Source organism: Streptococcus sp. 11-4097 (assembly GCF_018215285.2).
Taxonomy (GTDB): Bacteria; Bacillota; Bacilli; order Lactobacillales; family Streptococcaceae; genus Streptococcus.
The window spans coordinates 1,957,857-1,972,066 of the sequence record NZ_CP185262.1 but is presented as its reverse complement, the minus strand read 5'-3'; the positions used below and the strand labels follow the sequence as shown (position 1 = coordinate 1,972,066).

At 42.1% G+C, this 14,210-nt stretch carries 13 protein-coding genes and 1 riboswitch; of the genes, 9 read left to right on the top strand and 4 right to left on the bottom strand.

Going from position 1 to position 14,210, the window contains the following annotated elements; all coding sequences use genetic code 11:
• Positions 1-48 precede the first annotated feature (48 nt).
• The 4 genes from KB197_RS09765 to KB197_RS09750 all read right to left on the bottom strand — a co-directional run bounded on the left by KB197_RS09765 (position 49) and on the right by KB197_RS09750 (position 3,228).
• Positions 49-312, bottom strand: coding sequence for a SemiSWEET family transporter (locus tag KB197_RS09765; protein WP_064276762.1), 264 nt, complete (start codon positions 310-312; stop codon positions 49-51).
• A gap of 105 nt (positions 313-417) precedes the next feature.
• Positions 418-1,452 (bottom strand): S66 family peptidase, encoded by a 1,035-nt coding sequence (locus tag KB197_RS09760; RefSeq protein WP_212573747.1) that lies wholly within the window; start codon positions 1,450-1,452, stop codon positions 418-420.
• A 142-nt stretch (positions 1,453-1,594) separates the two neighbouring features.
• The gene (locus KB197_RS09755; RefSeq protein WP_212573748.1) at positions 1,595-2,272 is read right to left on the bottom strand and encodes a DUF1129 domain-containing protein; all 678 of its coding nucleotides are present in this window, start codon (positions 2,270-2,272) and stop codon (positions 1,595-1,597) included.
• 11 nt (positions 2,273-2,283) lie between these two features.
• On the bottom strand, positions 2,284-3,228 hold the full coding sequence (locus KB197_RS09750; protein WP_000815623.1) for a magnesium transporter CorA family protein: 945 nt from the start codon (positions 3,226-3,228) through the stop codon (positions 2,284-2,286).
• A 131-nt stretch (positions 3,229-3,359) separates the two neighbouring features.
• Here KB197_RS09750 and uvrA point away from each other — a divergent pair, with 131 nt between their 5' ends.
• The 9 genes from uvrA (at position 3,360) to KB197_RS09705 (ending at position 14,132) form a co-directional block, all read left to right on the top strand.
• Entirely contained in the window at positions 3,360-6,191 is a 2,832-nt protein-coding gene (uvrA, locus tag KB197_RS09745; RefSeq protein ID WP_212573749.1) for an excinuclease ABC subunit UvrA, read from the top strand.
• Positions 6,184-7,245, top strand: coding sequence for a M24 family metallopeptidase (locus tag KB197_RS09740; protein WP_212573750.1), 1,062 nt, complete (start codon positions 6,184-6,186; stop codon positions 7,243-7,245). The genes uvrA and KB197_RS09740 overlap by 8 nt, the downstream gene beginning before the upstream one ends.
• 57 nt (positions 7,246-7,302) lie before the next feature.
• Positions 7,303-7,453, top strand: a riboswitch (M-box (ykoK) riboswitch).
• A 194-nt stretch (positions 7,454-7,647) separates the two neighbouring features.
• On the top strand, positions 7,648-10,308 hold the full coding sequence (mgtA, locus tag KB197_RS09735; protein ID WP_421127654.1) for a magnesium-translocating P-type ATPase: 2,661 nt from the start codon (positions 7,648-7,650) through the stop codon (positions 10,306-10,308).
• 135 nt (positions 10,309-10,443) lie between these two features.
• Positions 10,444-10,842, top strand: coding sequence for a transcriptional regulator Spx (spx, locus tag KB197_RS09730; RefSeq protein ID WP_000591165.1), 399 nt, complete (start codon positions 10,444-10,446; stop codon positions 10,840-10,842).
• A gap of 65 nt (positions 10,843-10,907) precedes the next feature.
• Positions 10,908-11,477, top strand: coding sequence for an SP0191 family lipoprotein (locus KB197_RS09725; protein ID WP_212573985.1), 570 nt, complete (start codon positions 10,908-10,910; stop codon positions 11,475-11,477).
• Between the two features lie 86 nt (positions 11,478-11,563).
• A complete protein-coding gene (locus KB197_RS09720) occupies positions 11,564-11,830 on the top strand; it encodes an IreB family regulatory phosphoprotein (RefSeq protein ID WP_000507059.1) in 267 nt (88 codons plus the stop codon).
• A 3-nt stretch (positions 11,831-11,833) separates the two neighbouring features.
• Complete coding sequence (gene ruvX, locus KB197_RS09715; RefSeq protein WP_004239076.1) at positions 11,834-12,253, top strand: Holliday junction resolvase RuvX; 420 nt, start codon at positions 11,834-11,836, stop codon at positions 12,251-12,253.
• 15 nt (positions 12,254-12,268) lie between these two features.
• Positions 12,269-12,574, top strand: coding sequence for a DUF1292 domain-containing protein (locus KB197_RS09710; RefSeq protein ID WP_000017620.1), 306 nt, complete (start codon positions 12,269-12,271; stop codon positions 12,572-12,574).
• 307 nt (positions 12,575-12,881) lie between these two features.
• Entirely contained in the window at positions 12,882-14,132 is a 1,251-nt protein-coding gene (locus tag KB197_RS09705) for a folylpolyglutamate synthase/dihydrofolate synthase family protein (protein ID WP_049500676.1), read from the top strand.
• Positions 14,133-14,210 lie beyond the last annotated feature (78 nt).

The following is a 14,210-nucleotide window of genomic DNA, read 5'->3' as shown; positions in this document are numbered from 1 at the left end:
AAAAGCTGAGAAATTTTTCCCAGCTTTTTATATATACTAGTATATTTGTTAGAGTGAAGTCAGAAAAGTGATTCCACCTAAAATAACACCAGCTGAATTTGGAATGATTAGTATCCAATCCTTCTTAGGTTCCTTTGTCCATCCATAAGTAACCCAGATTAAGCAAGATATTGCAGCTGATAAAGGTTGAAATGGTTGAGCTTTATTTCCCTGTAAATTAGCGATAATCTGAGGTATGTAGGCAATAAATACTATAATTCCAATAAAGGCACCAATAGAACCTACGATTCGATTAATTTTTTGTTTTGTCATATACATCTCCTTCAAAAGTATATCATAGAAATTAGCGAAATGCAATAAATTCAGATACAAATTGTAACGAAAACCAATACAAAAGCACAAAAATAGAGAAACTATTTATTTTTTGTTATAGTCAAAGCGAATGATTTGCTCCTTTGCATCTACATGGGCGTGAACTCCGAAGGGGACAATGGCTCTTGGAGTTGCGTGGCCGACATTCAAATTATAGACAATCGGGATATTGCTATCAATGATATCCAATAGTGCGTCTTTATAGTCGTCATAGAAAGTTTCATCCATAGGTTTTCCGACCAAGAGTCCACTGATGACTTCGAATATGCCAGTGTCCTTTAAAGTCTGCAACATCTTTTTGAAATCTTCTGGCTCAGGCTTTTCTTCGCTTGTCTCTAGCAAGAGGATCTTTCCTTCCCAGTCTGACAAGTCAGGGAAAAGTTTGTATTTTTGGCAGAGCTCCGTGCTGTCTGCGTATCGAGAGTTGTCAAAGATATCGTAGAGAGATTCGAGACAACCACCGAGGATTTCCCCTTCGAATTGGGCATTTCCTTGTAACAAGTCAAAACCAGTATTTGTATGATAGATACGAGGTGTCCCTAGGGCCTTGGGACTGAAGTCAGTTCGTTCCTCATACCAAACGTCACTAGGGCGGATTTCTGAGATTTTCCCCGTTTCGATCAATTCTTTAAAGTAGTGAAAGCTATAGGGCAACATCTCCTTGTCCAATTCACAAATGTCTGCTAAAAAGGATTGACCATAAAAAGTTTTAACACCTAGTTTATGCAACATGAGATGGTTCATGGTTGTATCTGAGAAGCCAAGAAAAATCTTTTGTTTGATAACCTTTTGGAGTTGGTCATTTTCAAAAAGATAAGGTAGTAAGCGATAGGTATCGTCTCCACCGATGGCACATAGGATCATATCGATGCTATCATCAGAAAAGGCATGAATCAAATCCTCTGCACGAGCTTCAGGATGGTCCTTGATAAAGTCTAAGCCTTTTAGCGAATGGGGCAAAAAGATAGGATTGAGTCCCAAGTCCTTGAGACGTTGGACACCCAAGTCCACTTCGTGTTTGACAAAGTCCTCTCCGATAATGCCACTAGATAAACTAACAATACCAATAGTAGAAATCATATTTTATCCTCCTAGAAATAGATTGAGCCTATTTTATCACAAAAAGATTAGATAGAGCTATGTGGGATGTCAGAAGAATGCTTTTAAATCAAGAAAGTAAGTGAAAAAGCAACCGCACCTGCAGTTGCTTTTATCATTCTTCTTAATAGCGTGTTGGTCCTGCACTTGCGCTGCGGATGTTCAAGTGTTTCTTGAGATAGAAGCGAAGGGCTAGGAGGGCTGCTCCGATAATAGCCAGTGGCAATGGAGCAAGTACTGGGTTAAGGCTAGCTGGTAGGAAGCTTGTTGCAAAGAAGACAAGCAACCAAAGGAACATAGAAGCTAGGATAACTAGAACAGATTTCCAGAAAGGTGGACGTTGACTGCGGTCCATATCTGGTCCATAGTATTGGTAAACAAAGTAGTACATCAAGTAGAAGGCAAATCCACCAACAAGTCCAACTAATAGGAGGGTAATCAAACCGTAACCGATAGCTTGATCTGCTGAGAAGAAGGTTGTGAGGGCGCTGACGAGGGCAAAGAGGCTAGTGATGAAAAGAGCTGAATCCATAATCATCAGTTTTGGATCATCATTTTCTTTTGGATGCTCTTTTTCATATTGTTCCTTGACAGTGAAACTATGAGCCCAATGAGTTGGCGCGCCATAGAGGGAACGAGCAGTCGTACCCTTGGCTTGCTCTTCAAGGATTTTGGGAATGACTTCCTCAAAAATAGCCTTGATTTCAGCGTCTGTTTTTCCATCTTTGATGAATTGTTGGGTAGCGATATGGATAAACTCTTGGTTTTTCTTTGTTAATTTTTGTAGATCAATCTGAGACATAGGAACTCCTCTTAGAACCATTTTTTATGGATGAGATAGAGAGTGAGCGAGACACTCATAGCAAAGGCGATAAAGACGATTAACCAGAAGGCATTTGGCTCGCCGTTTAGGGGGATTTCATTATCCTTAAAGTTCATCCCGTAGGCAGAAAAGACCATGGTTGGGATGGACATGACGATGGTCACAAGGGCCAAGGTTTTCATGATGTTGTTCTGGTTGTTAGAAATGATAGAGGCGAAGGTCTCTGTCATAGAGTGCAAGACGTTTCCATAAATGTCTGCCATCTCGATGGCCTGTTGGGTTTCAATCAGGGTATCTTCAAGCAGGTCTTCGTCCTCAAGGTATTTCTTGATATTGCTGGTTGAGCTGGTCAATTTCTTAATCACGCGCTCATTTGTTTTGAGGGAAGCCTTGAAATAGACGATAGTTTTTTCCAATTCCATGAGCTCAATCAATTCTTCATTACGAGTTGATTGATGCAGTTGACTTTCGATTTGTTCACTCTTACGGTCAATCGAACGAAGGGCTGTTAGGTAAAGCTCTGCATTGCGATAGAGAATCTGAAAGATAAAACGTGAACGCATGAAGGTGTAGAAATTACGCAAGCGACGGTTGATAAAGACATCGAGGACTGGTAATGGTTCCAAACACGTAGTGATAATGGTTTCCTCAGTGATGATAATACCAAGCGGGATGGTGACGTAGTAGGTGCGGTTATTTCTTTCCTCTGTGACTGGCACGTCTACGATAATCAGGGTGTACTCGTCTTCAATGGTAATACGAGACATTTCTTCCGCATCGAGCGGTGCTCGAAGGTCGGCAATATCGATATCGAAGGCGTTAGCGATTTCGAGTGATTCATTTTGAGTCGGATTGACGAGATTGATCCAAGTACCCGGTTCAAGCGTATCGATCTCTTTAAATTCAGTTGTTGTAGAGAGAAAAACTTGTTTCATATCCCTTATCCTTTCTCATTTTTCAGATTTTTTCACACCGTACTATTATACTACAAAATCGGCCTTTTGGGTAATAGAATCTCACTTTTTTTGGTATAATGGTAAGCAATAATGGACTAGAAAGAACAAAGATGCAAGATAAAATTGTCATTCATGGGGCGCGTGCCCATAATTTAAAAAATATTGATGTGGAGATTCCGCGAGACAAGTTGGTTGTCGTGACCGGTTTGTCAGGTTCAGGGAAATCCAGTCTGGCCTTTGATACCCTCTATGCGGAGGGACAACGTCGCTATGTGGAGAGTTTGTCAGCCTATGCTCGTCAGTTCTTGGGGAATATGGAGAAGCCTGATGTAGATGCCATTGATGGCCTCAGCCCAGCTATTTCCATCGATCAGAAAACGACTAGCAAAAATCCTCGCTCGACGGTGGGAACCACGACTGAAATCAATGACTATCTGCGTCTCCTCTACGCGCGTGTGGGGACGCCTTACTGTATCAACGGGCATGGGGCTATCAAGGCTTCTTCTGTGGAGCAAATTGTGGATAAGGTTTTAGAATTGCCTGAACGCCAGCGCTTGCAGATTTTGGCCCCTGTCATCCGCAAGAAAAAAGGACAGCACAAGAGCGTTATTGAAAAGATTCAGAAAGACGGTTATGTCCGTGTCCGTGTGGATGGGGAAGTATATGATGTGACCGAAGTGCCAGAGTTGTCTAAGAGCAAGCAACACAATATTGATGTCGTGGTTGACCGTATTGTCATCAAGGAGGGTATTCGTAGTCGTCTCTTTGATTCCATTGAGGCTGCCCTTCGTATTGCAGAAGGTTATGTCATTATAGACACTATGGACGACTCTGAGTTGTTGTTTTCTGAGCATTATGCCTGTCCAGTTTGTGGTTTTACTGTCCCAGAGTTAGAACCTCGACTCTTCTCCTTCAATGCTCCTTTTGGCTCTTGTAGTGAGTGTGACGGCTTGGGAATCAAGCTGGAGGTGGATACTGATTTGGTAGTACCAGATGCCAGTAAAACCTTACGTGAGGGAGCCTTGGCTCCTTGGAATCCTATCTCATCTAACTACTATCCAAACATGCTAGAGCAGGCTATGACAGCTTTTGGAGTGGATATGGATAAGACTTTTGAGGACTTGTCAGAAGAAGACAAGAACTTGATTTTCTACGGCTCAGATGGCAAGGAATTCCATTTCCATTATGAGAATGAATTTGGTGGCGTGCGCGATATCGATATTCCTTTTGAGGGAGTTGTCAATAATATCAAGCGTCGTTATCACGAGACAAACAGCGACTACACTCGCACCCAGATGCGCCTCTACATGAATGAGCTGACCTGCGGAACCTGTCACGGCTATCGCCTCAATGACCAGGCCTTGTCTGTCCGTGTGGGTAGTGAGCAAGGGCCACATATCGGAGAAATTTCAGACCTGTCTATCGCAGACCACTTGGACTTGGTAAGCCAGTTAACCTTGTCTGAAAATGAAGCCATCATTGCTCGCCCTATTCTCAAGGAAATCAAGGACCGTTTGACCTTCCTTAATAACGTGGGTCTTAACTATCTGACCCTGTCTCGTTCAGCAGGAACCCTTTCAGGTGGGGAGAGCCAGCGTATTCGTTTGGCAACCCAGATTGGCTCCAACTTATCAGGTGTCCTTTATATCCTGGATGAGCCGTCAATCGGTCTCCACCAGAGGGACAATGACCGCCTGATTGCCAGTCTCAAAAAGATGCGTGACTTGGGCAATACTCTTATCGTGGTGGAACACGATGAAGATACCATGCGTGAGGCGGATTATCTGATTGACGTTGGTCCCGGTGCAGGTGTTTTTGGTGGGGAAATTGTTGCGGCAGGTACGCCTAAACAGGTGGCTCGCAACAGCAAGTCTATCACAGGCCAGTACTTGTCAGGCAAACGTGCCATTCCAGTGCCAGAAGAGCGACGTGTCGGAAATGGTCGTTTTATCGAAGTGATAGGAGCGTGTGAGAACAATTTGCAAAATGTTACTGCTCGCTTCCCACTAGGAAAATTTATCGCAGTGACAGGTGTGTCGGGCTCAGGGAAATCAACCTTAATCAACAGCATCCTCAAAAAAGCTATTGCCCAGAAGCTCAACCGTAATTCAGACAAACCTGGTAAATTTAAGACTATTACAGGGATTGAGCATGTTGATCGTTTGATTGACATTGACCAGAGTCCTATAGGACGAACGCCAAGGTCTAACCCTGCTACCTATACGGGAGTTTTTGACGATATACGTGACCTCTTTGCTCAGACTAATGAAGCCAAGATTCGAGGCTACAAGAAGGGGCGTTTCAGTTTCAATGTCAAGGGTGGTCGCTGTGAAGCCTGCTCAGGTGACGGGATTATCAAGATTGAGATGCACTTCTTGCCAGATGTTTATGTAGCTTGTGAAGTCTGCCACGGAACCCGCTACAATAGTGAAACCCTAGAAGTTCACTACAAGGAAAAGAATATCTCACAAGTCTTGGATATGACCGTTAACGATGCGGTAGAATTCTTCCAACACATTCCAAAGATTCAACGCAAACTTCAGACCATCAAGGATGTGGGACTGGGATATGTAACGCTAGGACAACCAGCTACAACCCTTTCTGGGGGAGAAGCCCAGCGTATGAAGCTGGCTAGTGAACTCCACAAACGATCGACAGGAAAATCTTTCTACATTCTGGATGAGCCGACAACAGGTCTTCATACCGAGGATATCGCTCGCTTGCTCAAGGTTTTAGCTCGCTTTGTAGACGATGGCAATACAGTCCTTGTTATCGAGCACAATCTAGACGTTATCAAGACAGCAGACCATATTATTGACTTGGGACCTGAGGGCGGTGTCGGTGGTGGAACCATCATCGCGACAGGAACTCCAGAAGAAGTAGCGGCCAACGAAACCAGCTACACAGGACACTATTTGAAAGGAAAGTTACATCATGAATAAACGCGTACAAGCATTTCTGGCTAAAATGCAAGAAAAAGAACTAGATGGCATTATCATCAATAACCTTAAAAACGTCTATTATTTGACGGGTTTTTGGGGCTCAAACGGAACAGTCTTTATCAGCCGTGATCGTCAGGTCTTGGTGACGGACTCTCGCTATATTATCGCAGCTAAGCAAGAAACCAGTGGGGTTGAGATTGTGGCTGACCGTGATGAATTGGCTGTCATTGCAGGAATTGTTAAGGACATGGGCTTGTCTCGAATCGGTTTTGAGGACGAGATTTCAGTGTCTTATTATCACCGTATGCAGGCAACCTTTGAAGGAATTGACTTGCTTCCACAAACTCAGTTTGTCGAAGGTCTTCGAATGATTAAGGATGAGGCGGAGATTGCAGCTATTCGCAAGGCTTGTTCTATCTCAGACCAAGCTTTCCGCGATGCGCTTGATTTTATTAAACCAGGAAAGACTGAGATTGAGATTGCCAACTTCCTTGACTTCCGCATGCGTGAGTTGGGAGCATCTGGCTTGTCTTTTGACACCATTCTAGCTAGCGGTATCAATTCTTCTAAACCCCATGCCCATCCTATGCCTAAACCAGTTGAGCTAGGAGAAGCCATTACAATGGACTTTGGTTGCCTTTATGACCACTATGTCAGTGATATGACACGGACTATCTATCTAGGGCATGTCAGCGATGAGCAGGCGGAGATTTACAATACGGTTCTCAAAGCCAACCAAGCCTTGATTGACCAGGCTAAGGCAGGATTAAGTTTCCGAGACTTTGACAAAATTCCTCGTGATATTATCATTGAGGCAGGTTATGGCGACTACTTTACTCACGGTATCGGACACGGTATTGGACTGGATATTCATGAGGAACCATACTTTAGCCAGACTTCTACAGAAACTATTAAGGCAGGTATGGCCTTGACAGATGAGCCAGGTATCTATATCGAAGGCAAATATGGCGTTCGTATCGAGGATGATATCCTGATTACAGAGTCAGGTTGTGAATTATTGACCCTTGCTCCAAAAGAGTTGATAGTTATCTAAGAGTTAAACAACTCAAATGATTGACTTTTAAATTTTAAAGGTTTATACTGAAAAACGAAAACGGTAGGTGAGGCTACCATAGGGATACGGATGACTACCGCAAAGCAGTGGAGACACTACTCGTTGGTCAACAGTCCTGGTCGCGAAGGCCAAGACTAAGCTCATTACATTGCCCTATGGAGTTAAAGCTTGAACGAAAAACAGATAATTAGTTTTTTAATCCTGCCATTTTATGGTGGGATTTTCTACTGTTTAAATCAAAGAAAGGAGATAGACGATGCAAATTGACGATCATCCGGAACCGCACATACACAGCCAATCGCTGATTTGTGTCATTCTGCCCTTATAAAGTGATTGGTCTCTGTGTATGAAACACATCATTCATACAGATAGGAGAAACCAATGAAAACTACAAAAGAAAGATTAGCAACAGCTATTCATACATCTTTAAACGAAACTCTATCTTTTTATAAGACAAGTCTAACAGGATTGACTGAGGAGCAGGTGGAGAAAAATCGTGACCTATATGGCGAAAATACCATTACAAAGGGTCAAGAAGACAGTATCCTCAAAAAGATTTACGAATCCATTATCAATCCTTTTACGATCATCTTACTGGTCATCGCCGTGATTTCCTTGGTGACTAATGTCTGGTTGGCAAAACCAGGTCAAGAGGATCCGACGACTTCTATTATCATCGTTGTCCTAGTTCTCATTTCTGGTGGCATACGCTTTGTCCAAGAACTCCGCAGTGATAAGGCAGCCACCAATCTTTCAAAAATGATTGTCAACACAGCGACTGTCATTCGTCAAGGAGAAGTTCAAGAAGTACCTATCGATGATTTGGTAGTAGGTGACGTGGTTAAATTAAGCGCTGGAGACATGATTCCAGCAGATCTTCTTTTATTTGAGTCGCGCGATTTCTTTGTACAACAGTCGGGCTTGACAGGTGAAAGTGAATCGGTTGAAAAATTGGCCTTGACCAAGGCAACAGTTCAACAATCTGATAGTCTGCTGGAAGCAGAAGCGCTCGCCTTTATGGGAACCAATGTCTTGTCTGGTAGTGCTAAGGCCGTGGTTTTGGCGGTTGGTGATGCTACCATGATGGGGGCCATTGAGCAGACTTTGAACACCTATGACGAGCCTACTTCGTTTGAGCGAGAAATGAATAGTATTTCGTGGCTCTTGATTCGTTTGATGCTGGTCATGGTGCCCATCGTTTTCTTGTCCAATGGTTTAACAGATGGCGACTGGTTGGAAGCTGGCGTATTTGCTTTGAGTGTTGGTGTTGGATTGACACCTGAGATGCTTCCTATGATTATCACGGCCAGTCTAGCAAAAGGCTCCATCATTATGGCCAAGGAAAAAGTGGTTATCAAGAAACTCAATGCCATACAGGACTTAGGGGCGATTGATATTTTGTGTACAGATAAGACAGGAACTCTAACCCAAGACGAAATTGTCCTTGAATATCCCTTGGATATCCACGGACGCTTGGATTTGACCGTCTTGAGACGAGCTTATCTCAATTCTTATTTTCAAACGGGCTTGAAAAATTTGATGGACAGAGCCATCATCAAACGGACTGAAAAGGAAGCCAAAGAACACGCCCTCTTGCAAAATCTGGCTCAAACTTTTCAAAAAATAGATGAGCTTCCTTTTGATTTTGAACGTAGACGGATGAGTGTTATCGTTAAGGATGAACACGAAACGGTTAGTTTGGTAACTAAGGGAGCACTTGAGGAAATGTTGACGATTTCCAGTCATGCGGAATACCATGGAATGATTACTCCCTTGACAGATGCTATTAGAGAAGAAATCTTAGCAGAAGTCAGACAGCTAAATCAACAAGGTTTGCGTGTCTTGGGAGTGGCCTATAAGTCGGGTTTGAGGGAAGGCCATGCCTATACAGTTGATGATGAAGGGGATATGATTCTAACTGGTTATTTAGCCTTCCTAGATCCTCCTAAACCATCTGCAGCACCAGCAATTAAGGCACTGTTAGAACATGGGGTTCAAACAAAGATTTTGACGGGAGACAACGAAAAAGTTACCCAAGCAGTCTGTGAAAAGGTTGGTTTGGATATCAATCAGATGCTGTTGGGGTCTGAAATTGATCAGATGAGTGATCAAGAATTGGCCCAAGCCGTAGAGGAGGTAACCGTCTTCGCCAAACTTTCACCTGACCAAAAAGCGAGGATTATTTTGCAATTTAAGGCTAATGGTCATGCTGTTGGCTATATGGGAGATGGGATCAATGATGCTCCTTCTATGAAAGTTGCAGATGTGGGGATTTCTGTTGATACAGCAGTAGATATTGCCAAAGAAACAGCTGATGTTATCCTACTTGATAAGGATCTCATGGTGCTTGAAAAAGGACTTGTTGAAGGTCGTAAGGTCTATGCAAATATGACCAAATATATCAAGATGACAGTGAGTTCTAACTTTGGAAATATCTTATCCCTGTTGGTCTCTGGAATCTTTTTACCCTTTTTACCAATGGCACCAGTCCATTTGATTATCTTAAATCTAGTCTATGATTTGTCTTGTATTGCCTTGCCTTTTGACAAGGTAGACAAAGATTTTTTGAGAAATCCGCATACCTGGGAAGCCAAGTCCATCACACGTTTCATGGTTTGGATGGGACCTATCTCTTCTGCCTTTGATATTTTGACCTTTATTTTGCTCTATTTTATCATTGTACCCATGACGACAGGTCATGCCTATGTTCATGGGGCAGAGTCTGCCGTAGGATTTATTGTCTTGTTTCAGACAGGTTGGTTTATCGAGTCCATGTGGTCACAGACCATGGTTATTCATATGTTGCGTTCAGCCAAAATTCCCTTTTTACAAAGTCGTCCAGCTTGGCTAGTCCTTGTGACAACCTTATTGGCTGCAGCCTTTGTGAGCTTCCTTCCCTACAGTCCACTAGCTAGCCTTCTACATCTAACTCCTTTAAAACCGATTTATTTCATCTTTTTACTTTTCATCATTATTTTGTATATGATTAGCGTGACAATTGTGAAAAAAATCTATATCAAGAAATATAAAGAATGGCTGTAAATTTCATTTTGTCAAGAAAAAAGTACGAAAATGACGAAAAAAGTCAAAAAAATTTAAAAATAGGTCGCAAGTCGGATGTTTTTTATGGTATAATAGACTAAACTGATAGTAACATGTAGCGAAAGGGGTAGGTACATGATTAAAATTTATACAGTCTCAAGTTGTACTAGCTGTAAAAAAGCAAAAACCTGGCTCAATGCCCACCAGTTAAGTTATAAAGAACAAAACCTTGGTAAAGAAGGAATTACGAGAGAAGAATTACTGGATATTCTGACAAAAACAGATAATGGAATAGCTAGCATCGTTTCGTCTAAAAATCGCTATGCCAAAGCCCTTGGAGTGGATATCGAAGATTTGAGTGTCAACGAAGTCCTCAATCTGATTATGGAAACGCCGAGAATTTTAAAGAGCCCAATCCTTGTGGATGAAAAACGCCTGCAAGTTGGCTACAAGGAAGACGATATTCGTGCCTTCCTACCACGCTCTGTCCGTAATGTAGAAAATGCAGAAGCACGTTTGCGTGCAGCTCTATAAACATCAAGGCTGGGAGCAATTCCCAGTCTTATTCTATTTTAATCTCAGAAAGAAAGAAGAAAGAAATGAAAAAAATAGTTCTTGTTAGTCTAGCTTTCCTTTTTGTCCTGGTTGGTTGCGGACAGAAAAAAGAAACTGGACCAGCTACAAAAACAGAAAAGGATACGCTTCAGTCGGCATTGCCAGTTATTGAAAATGCTGAGAAGAATACAGTTGTAACCAAGACTTTGGTTTTGCCCAAGTCAGATGATGGTAGCCAACAAACCCAAATCATTACTTATAAAGATAAGACTTTTTTAAGCTTCACGATTCAACAAAAACGTCCAGTTTCTGATGAGTTGAAGACTTATATCGACCAACATGGAGTGGAAGAAACTCAAAAAGCTCTTCTCGAGGCGGAAGAGAAGGATGAGGCCATCATAGAAGCTCGTAAATTAGCAGGATTTAAGCTTGAAACTAAACTATTGAGTGCAACAGAAATTCAAACAACAACTACTTATGATTTTCAGGTTTTAGATATCAAAAAAGCTTCACAGGTTGAATATTTAAAGAATATTGGCTTGGAAAATCTTTTGAAAAATGAACCGAGTCAATATGTAGCAGACAGATTGGCAAATGGTGCGACAGAACAGTAGAAAATCCAAATAAATAGACTGCCTGAATTGTAGAACGTAAGGAATTATGCTATAATGGTACTATTCTAAGGAAAGAGGGTGTTAGAATGGGATTTACTGAAGAAACAGTACGTTTTAAATTGGACGATTCCAATAAAAAAGAAATTAGCGAAACTCTGACTGATGTTTATGCTTCGTTGAACGATAAGGGCTACAACCCAATCAACCAAATCGTAGGTTACGTATTGAGTGGAGACCCTGCCTACGTTCCTCGTTATAATAATGCACGAAATCAAATCCGTAAGTATGAGCGTGATGAAATCGTTGAGGAATTAGTCCGCTACTACCTTAAAGGACAAGGAGTCGATCTATAACCTATGAGAATTATGGGATTGGACGTCGGTTCAAAAACGGTAGGGGTGGCGATTAGCGATCCGCTTGGTTTTACAGCTCAAGGACTTGAAATCATCCAAATCAATGAGGAGCAAGGTCAATTTGGTTTTGACCGCGTTAAGGAGTTGGTTGATACTTACAAGGTGGAACGATTTGTAGTGGGCTTGCCTAAAAACATGAACAATACAAGCGGACCGCGCGTGGAAGCTAGTCAAGCCTACGGAGCAAAGCTGGAAGAGCTTTTTGGTTTACCAGTAGACTATCAAGATGAACGCTTGACAACAGTTGCCGCAGAGCGTATGTTGATTGAACAAGCAGATATTAGCCGTAACAAGCGCAAGAAAGTCATTGATAAATTAGCAGCTCAGCTGATTTTACAAAATTATTTAGATAGAAAATTTTAATACAAAGGAGAGGCTATGTCACACGATCATAACCACGACCACGAAGAACGTGAATTAATTACACTAGTAGATGAGCAAGGAAATGAAACCTTGTTTGAAATCCTTTTGACCATTGACGGAAAAGAAGAATTTGGTAAAAACTATGTTCTTCTAGTACCAGTTAACGCAGAAGAAGACGAAGACGGACAAGTTGAAATCCAAGCATACTCATTCATCGAAAACGAAGATGGAACAGAAGGCGAATTGCAACCAATCCCAGAAGACTCAGAAGACGAATGGAACATGATTGAAGAAGTCTTCAACAGCTTTATGGAGGAGTAAAAATGTTCAGTGAACATTTTTACCCTTACGCTAAAAATAAAGACCGTAAGTAAGTCTGGGAGACTGTATCAGCCCAACTCCCAGAAATTGGGAAGAGTTGGAACGTCCGGTGGACGTTTTTAGCCTGACGCTAAAAAATAAAAACCGTCAGTAAGTTCGGGGGATATTTTTACCCCAAGTTAATATTCATAGTAGCTAGTGATTAGCTAACCAGGTAAGAGGTCGGGACGAAAATCCTGGCCTCGTTTTTGTTAGTTAGGAGACTTTATTGAGGCAGTTGATTGAACCTGTAATTAAGGAGATGTATATGTTTGAAGTAGAAGAATGGCTCCATAGTCGGATTGGTTTGAATTTTCGATCAGGTTTGGGCCGAATGCAACAAGCGGTGGATTTGTTGGGGAATCCCGAGAAGTCTTATCCTATTATCCATGTAACCGGGACTAATGGAAAAGGATCTACCATTGCTTTTATGAGGGAGTTATTTATGGAGCATGGCAAAAAAGTTGCGACTTTTACCTCCCCTCATATCGTCTCTATCAATGACCGAATCTGCATTAATGGACAACCTATAGCTGATGCAGACTTCATCCGTTTGGCTAATCAGGTCAAGGAGATGGAGAAAACGCTTCTGCAAACCCATGATCAGTTGTCCTTTTTTGAATTGCTGACCTTGATTGCTTTTCTTTATTTTAGAGAGCAAGAGGTGGATTTGGTTTTATTAGAAGTGGGAATTGGCGGCTTACTTGACACGACTAATGTGGTAACTGGAGAGATTGCTGTCATCACCTCTATCGGACTTGACCATCAGGAGACTCTGGGTGACAGTATAGCAGCAATTGCAGAGCAGAAAGCTGGTATTTTTAAGGCTGGTAAAAAGGCAGTGATTGCGAAGTTGCCTTCAGAAGCTAGGCTTGTTTGTCAGAAAAAAGCAGACTCTTTAGCTGTTGACCTTTATCAGGCAGGTCGGGATTTTTCAATGCTGAATGGGAATTTTTTAAGCTCTTTGGCTAACCTTTCACAGTTGAAAATAGGTTTAGAAGGAGCTTATCAGCAGGAAAATGCGGCCTTGGCGCTACAAACGTTTCTTCTCTTTATGAGAGAAGGAAAGGAAGCTGTTGATGAACAGGTTGTAAGACAGGCTTTGGAGAAGACCCATTGGGCTGGGCGTTTGGAGCGTATTCGTCCTCAGATTTACTTGGACGGTGCTCATAACCTTCCTGCCTTGGCTCGCTTGGTTGAGTTTATTAAAGAAAAAGAGCAGGAAGGTTATCGTCCTCAAATCCTATTTGGAGCCTTGAAACGGAAGGATTATCAAGGGATGTTGGCTTATCTGACTGAAAAATTGTCTCAGGTGGAACTCAAGGTGACCGGCTTTGACTATCAAGGTTCTTTGGATGAAACAGATGTAACAGGTTACGATATAGTTCCTTCTTACCGAGAATTTATTAGCAATTTTGAAGCAAGAGCAGGTGCCCAGGATTTGTTGTTCGTTACAGGGTCTCTCTATTTTATCTCAGAAGTACGGGGCTACTTGCTGACCCATGAGCAGATGAATTGACCTCCTTTTTTGAACTTGTTATACTAGGGAAACTACTAGTTAGAGGGAAAAAATTCTGTAAATTGGTAGCAGAAAGGA

What these genes read in the sequence shown, in the direction of transcription:
- KB197_RS09765 (WP_064276762.1), bottom strand. Translation starts at nt 312, where the DNA reads ATGACAAAACAAAAAATTAATCGAATCGTAGGTTCTATTGGTGCCTTT.
- KB197_RS09760 (WP_212573747.1), bottom strand. Translation starts at nt 1,452, where the DNA reads ATGATTTCTACTATTGGTATTGTTAGTTTATCTAGTGGCATTATCGGA.
- KB197_RS09755 (WP_212573748.1), bottom strand. Translation starts at nt 2,272, where the DNA reads ATGTCTCAGATTGATCTACAAAAATTAACAAAGAAAAACCAAGAGTTT.
- KB197_RS09750 (WP_000815623.1), bottom strand. Translation starts at nt 3,228, where the DNA reads ATGAAACAAGTTTTTCTCTCTACAACAACTGAATTTAAAGAGATCGAT.
- uvrA (WP_212573749.1), top strand. Translation starts at nt 3,360, where the DNA reads ATGCAAGATAAAATTGTCATTCATGGGGCGCGTGCCCATAATTTAAAA.
- KB197_RS09740 (WP_212573750.1), top strand. Translation starts at nt 6,184, where the DNA reads ATGAATAAACGCGTACAAGCATTTCTGGCTAAAATGCAAGAAAAAGAA.
- mgtA (WP_421127654.1), top strand. Translation starts at nt 7,648, where the DNA reads ATGAAAACTACAAAAGAAAGATTAGCAACAGCTATTCATACATCTTTA.
- spx (WP_000591165.1), top strand. Translation starts at nt 10,444, where the DNA reads ATGATTAAAATTTATACAGTCTCAAGTTGTACTAGCTGTAAAAAAGCA.
- KB197_RS09725 (WP_212573985.1), top strand. Translation starts at nt 10,908, where the DNA reads ATGAAAAAAATAGTTCTTGTTAGTCTAGCTTTCCTTTTTGTCCTGGTT.
- KB197_RS09720 (WP_000507059.1), top strand. Translation starts at nt 11,564, where the DNA reads ATGGGATTTACTGAAGAAACAGTACGTTTTAAATTGGACGATTCCAAT.
- ruvX (WP_004239076.1), top strand. Translation starts at nt 11,834, where the DNA reads ATGAGAATTATGGGATTGGACGTCGGTTCAAAAACGGTAGGGGTGGCG.
- KB197_RS09710 (WP_000017620.1), top strand. Translation starts at nt 12,269, where the DNA reads ATGTCACACGATCATAACCACGACCACGAAGAACGTGAATTAATTACA.
- KB197_RS09705 (WP_049500676.1), top strand. Translation starts at nt 12,882, where the DNA reads ATGTTTGAAGTAGAAGAATGGCTCCATAGTCGGATTGGTTTGAATTTT.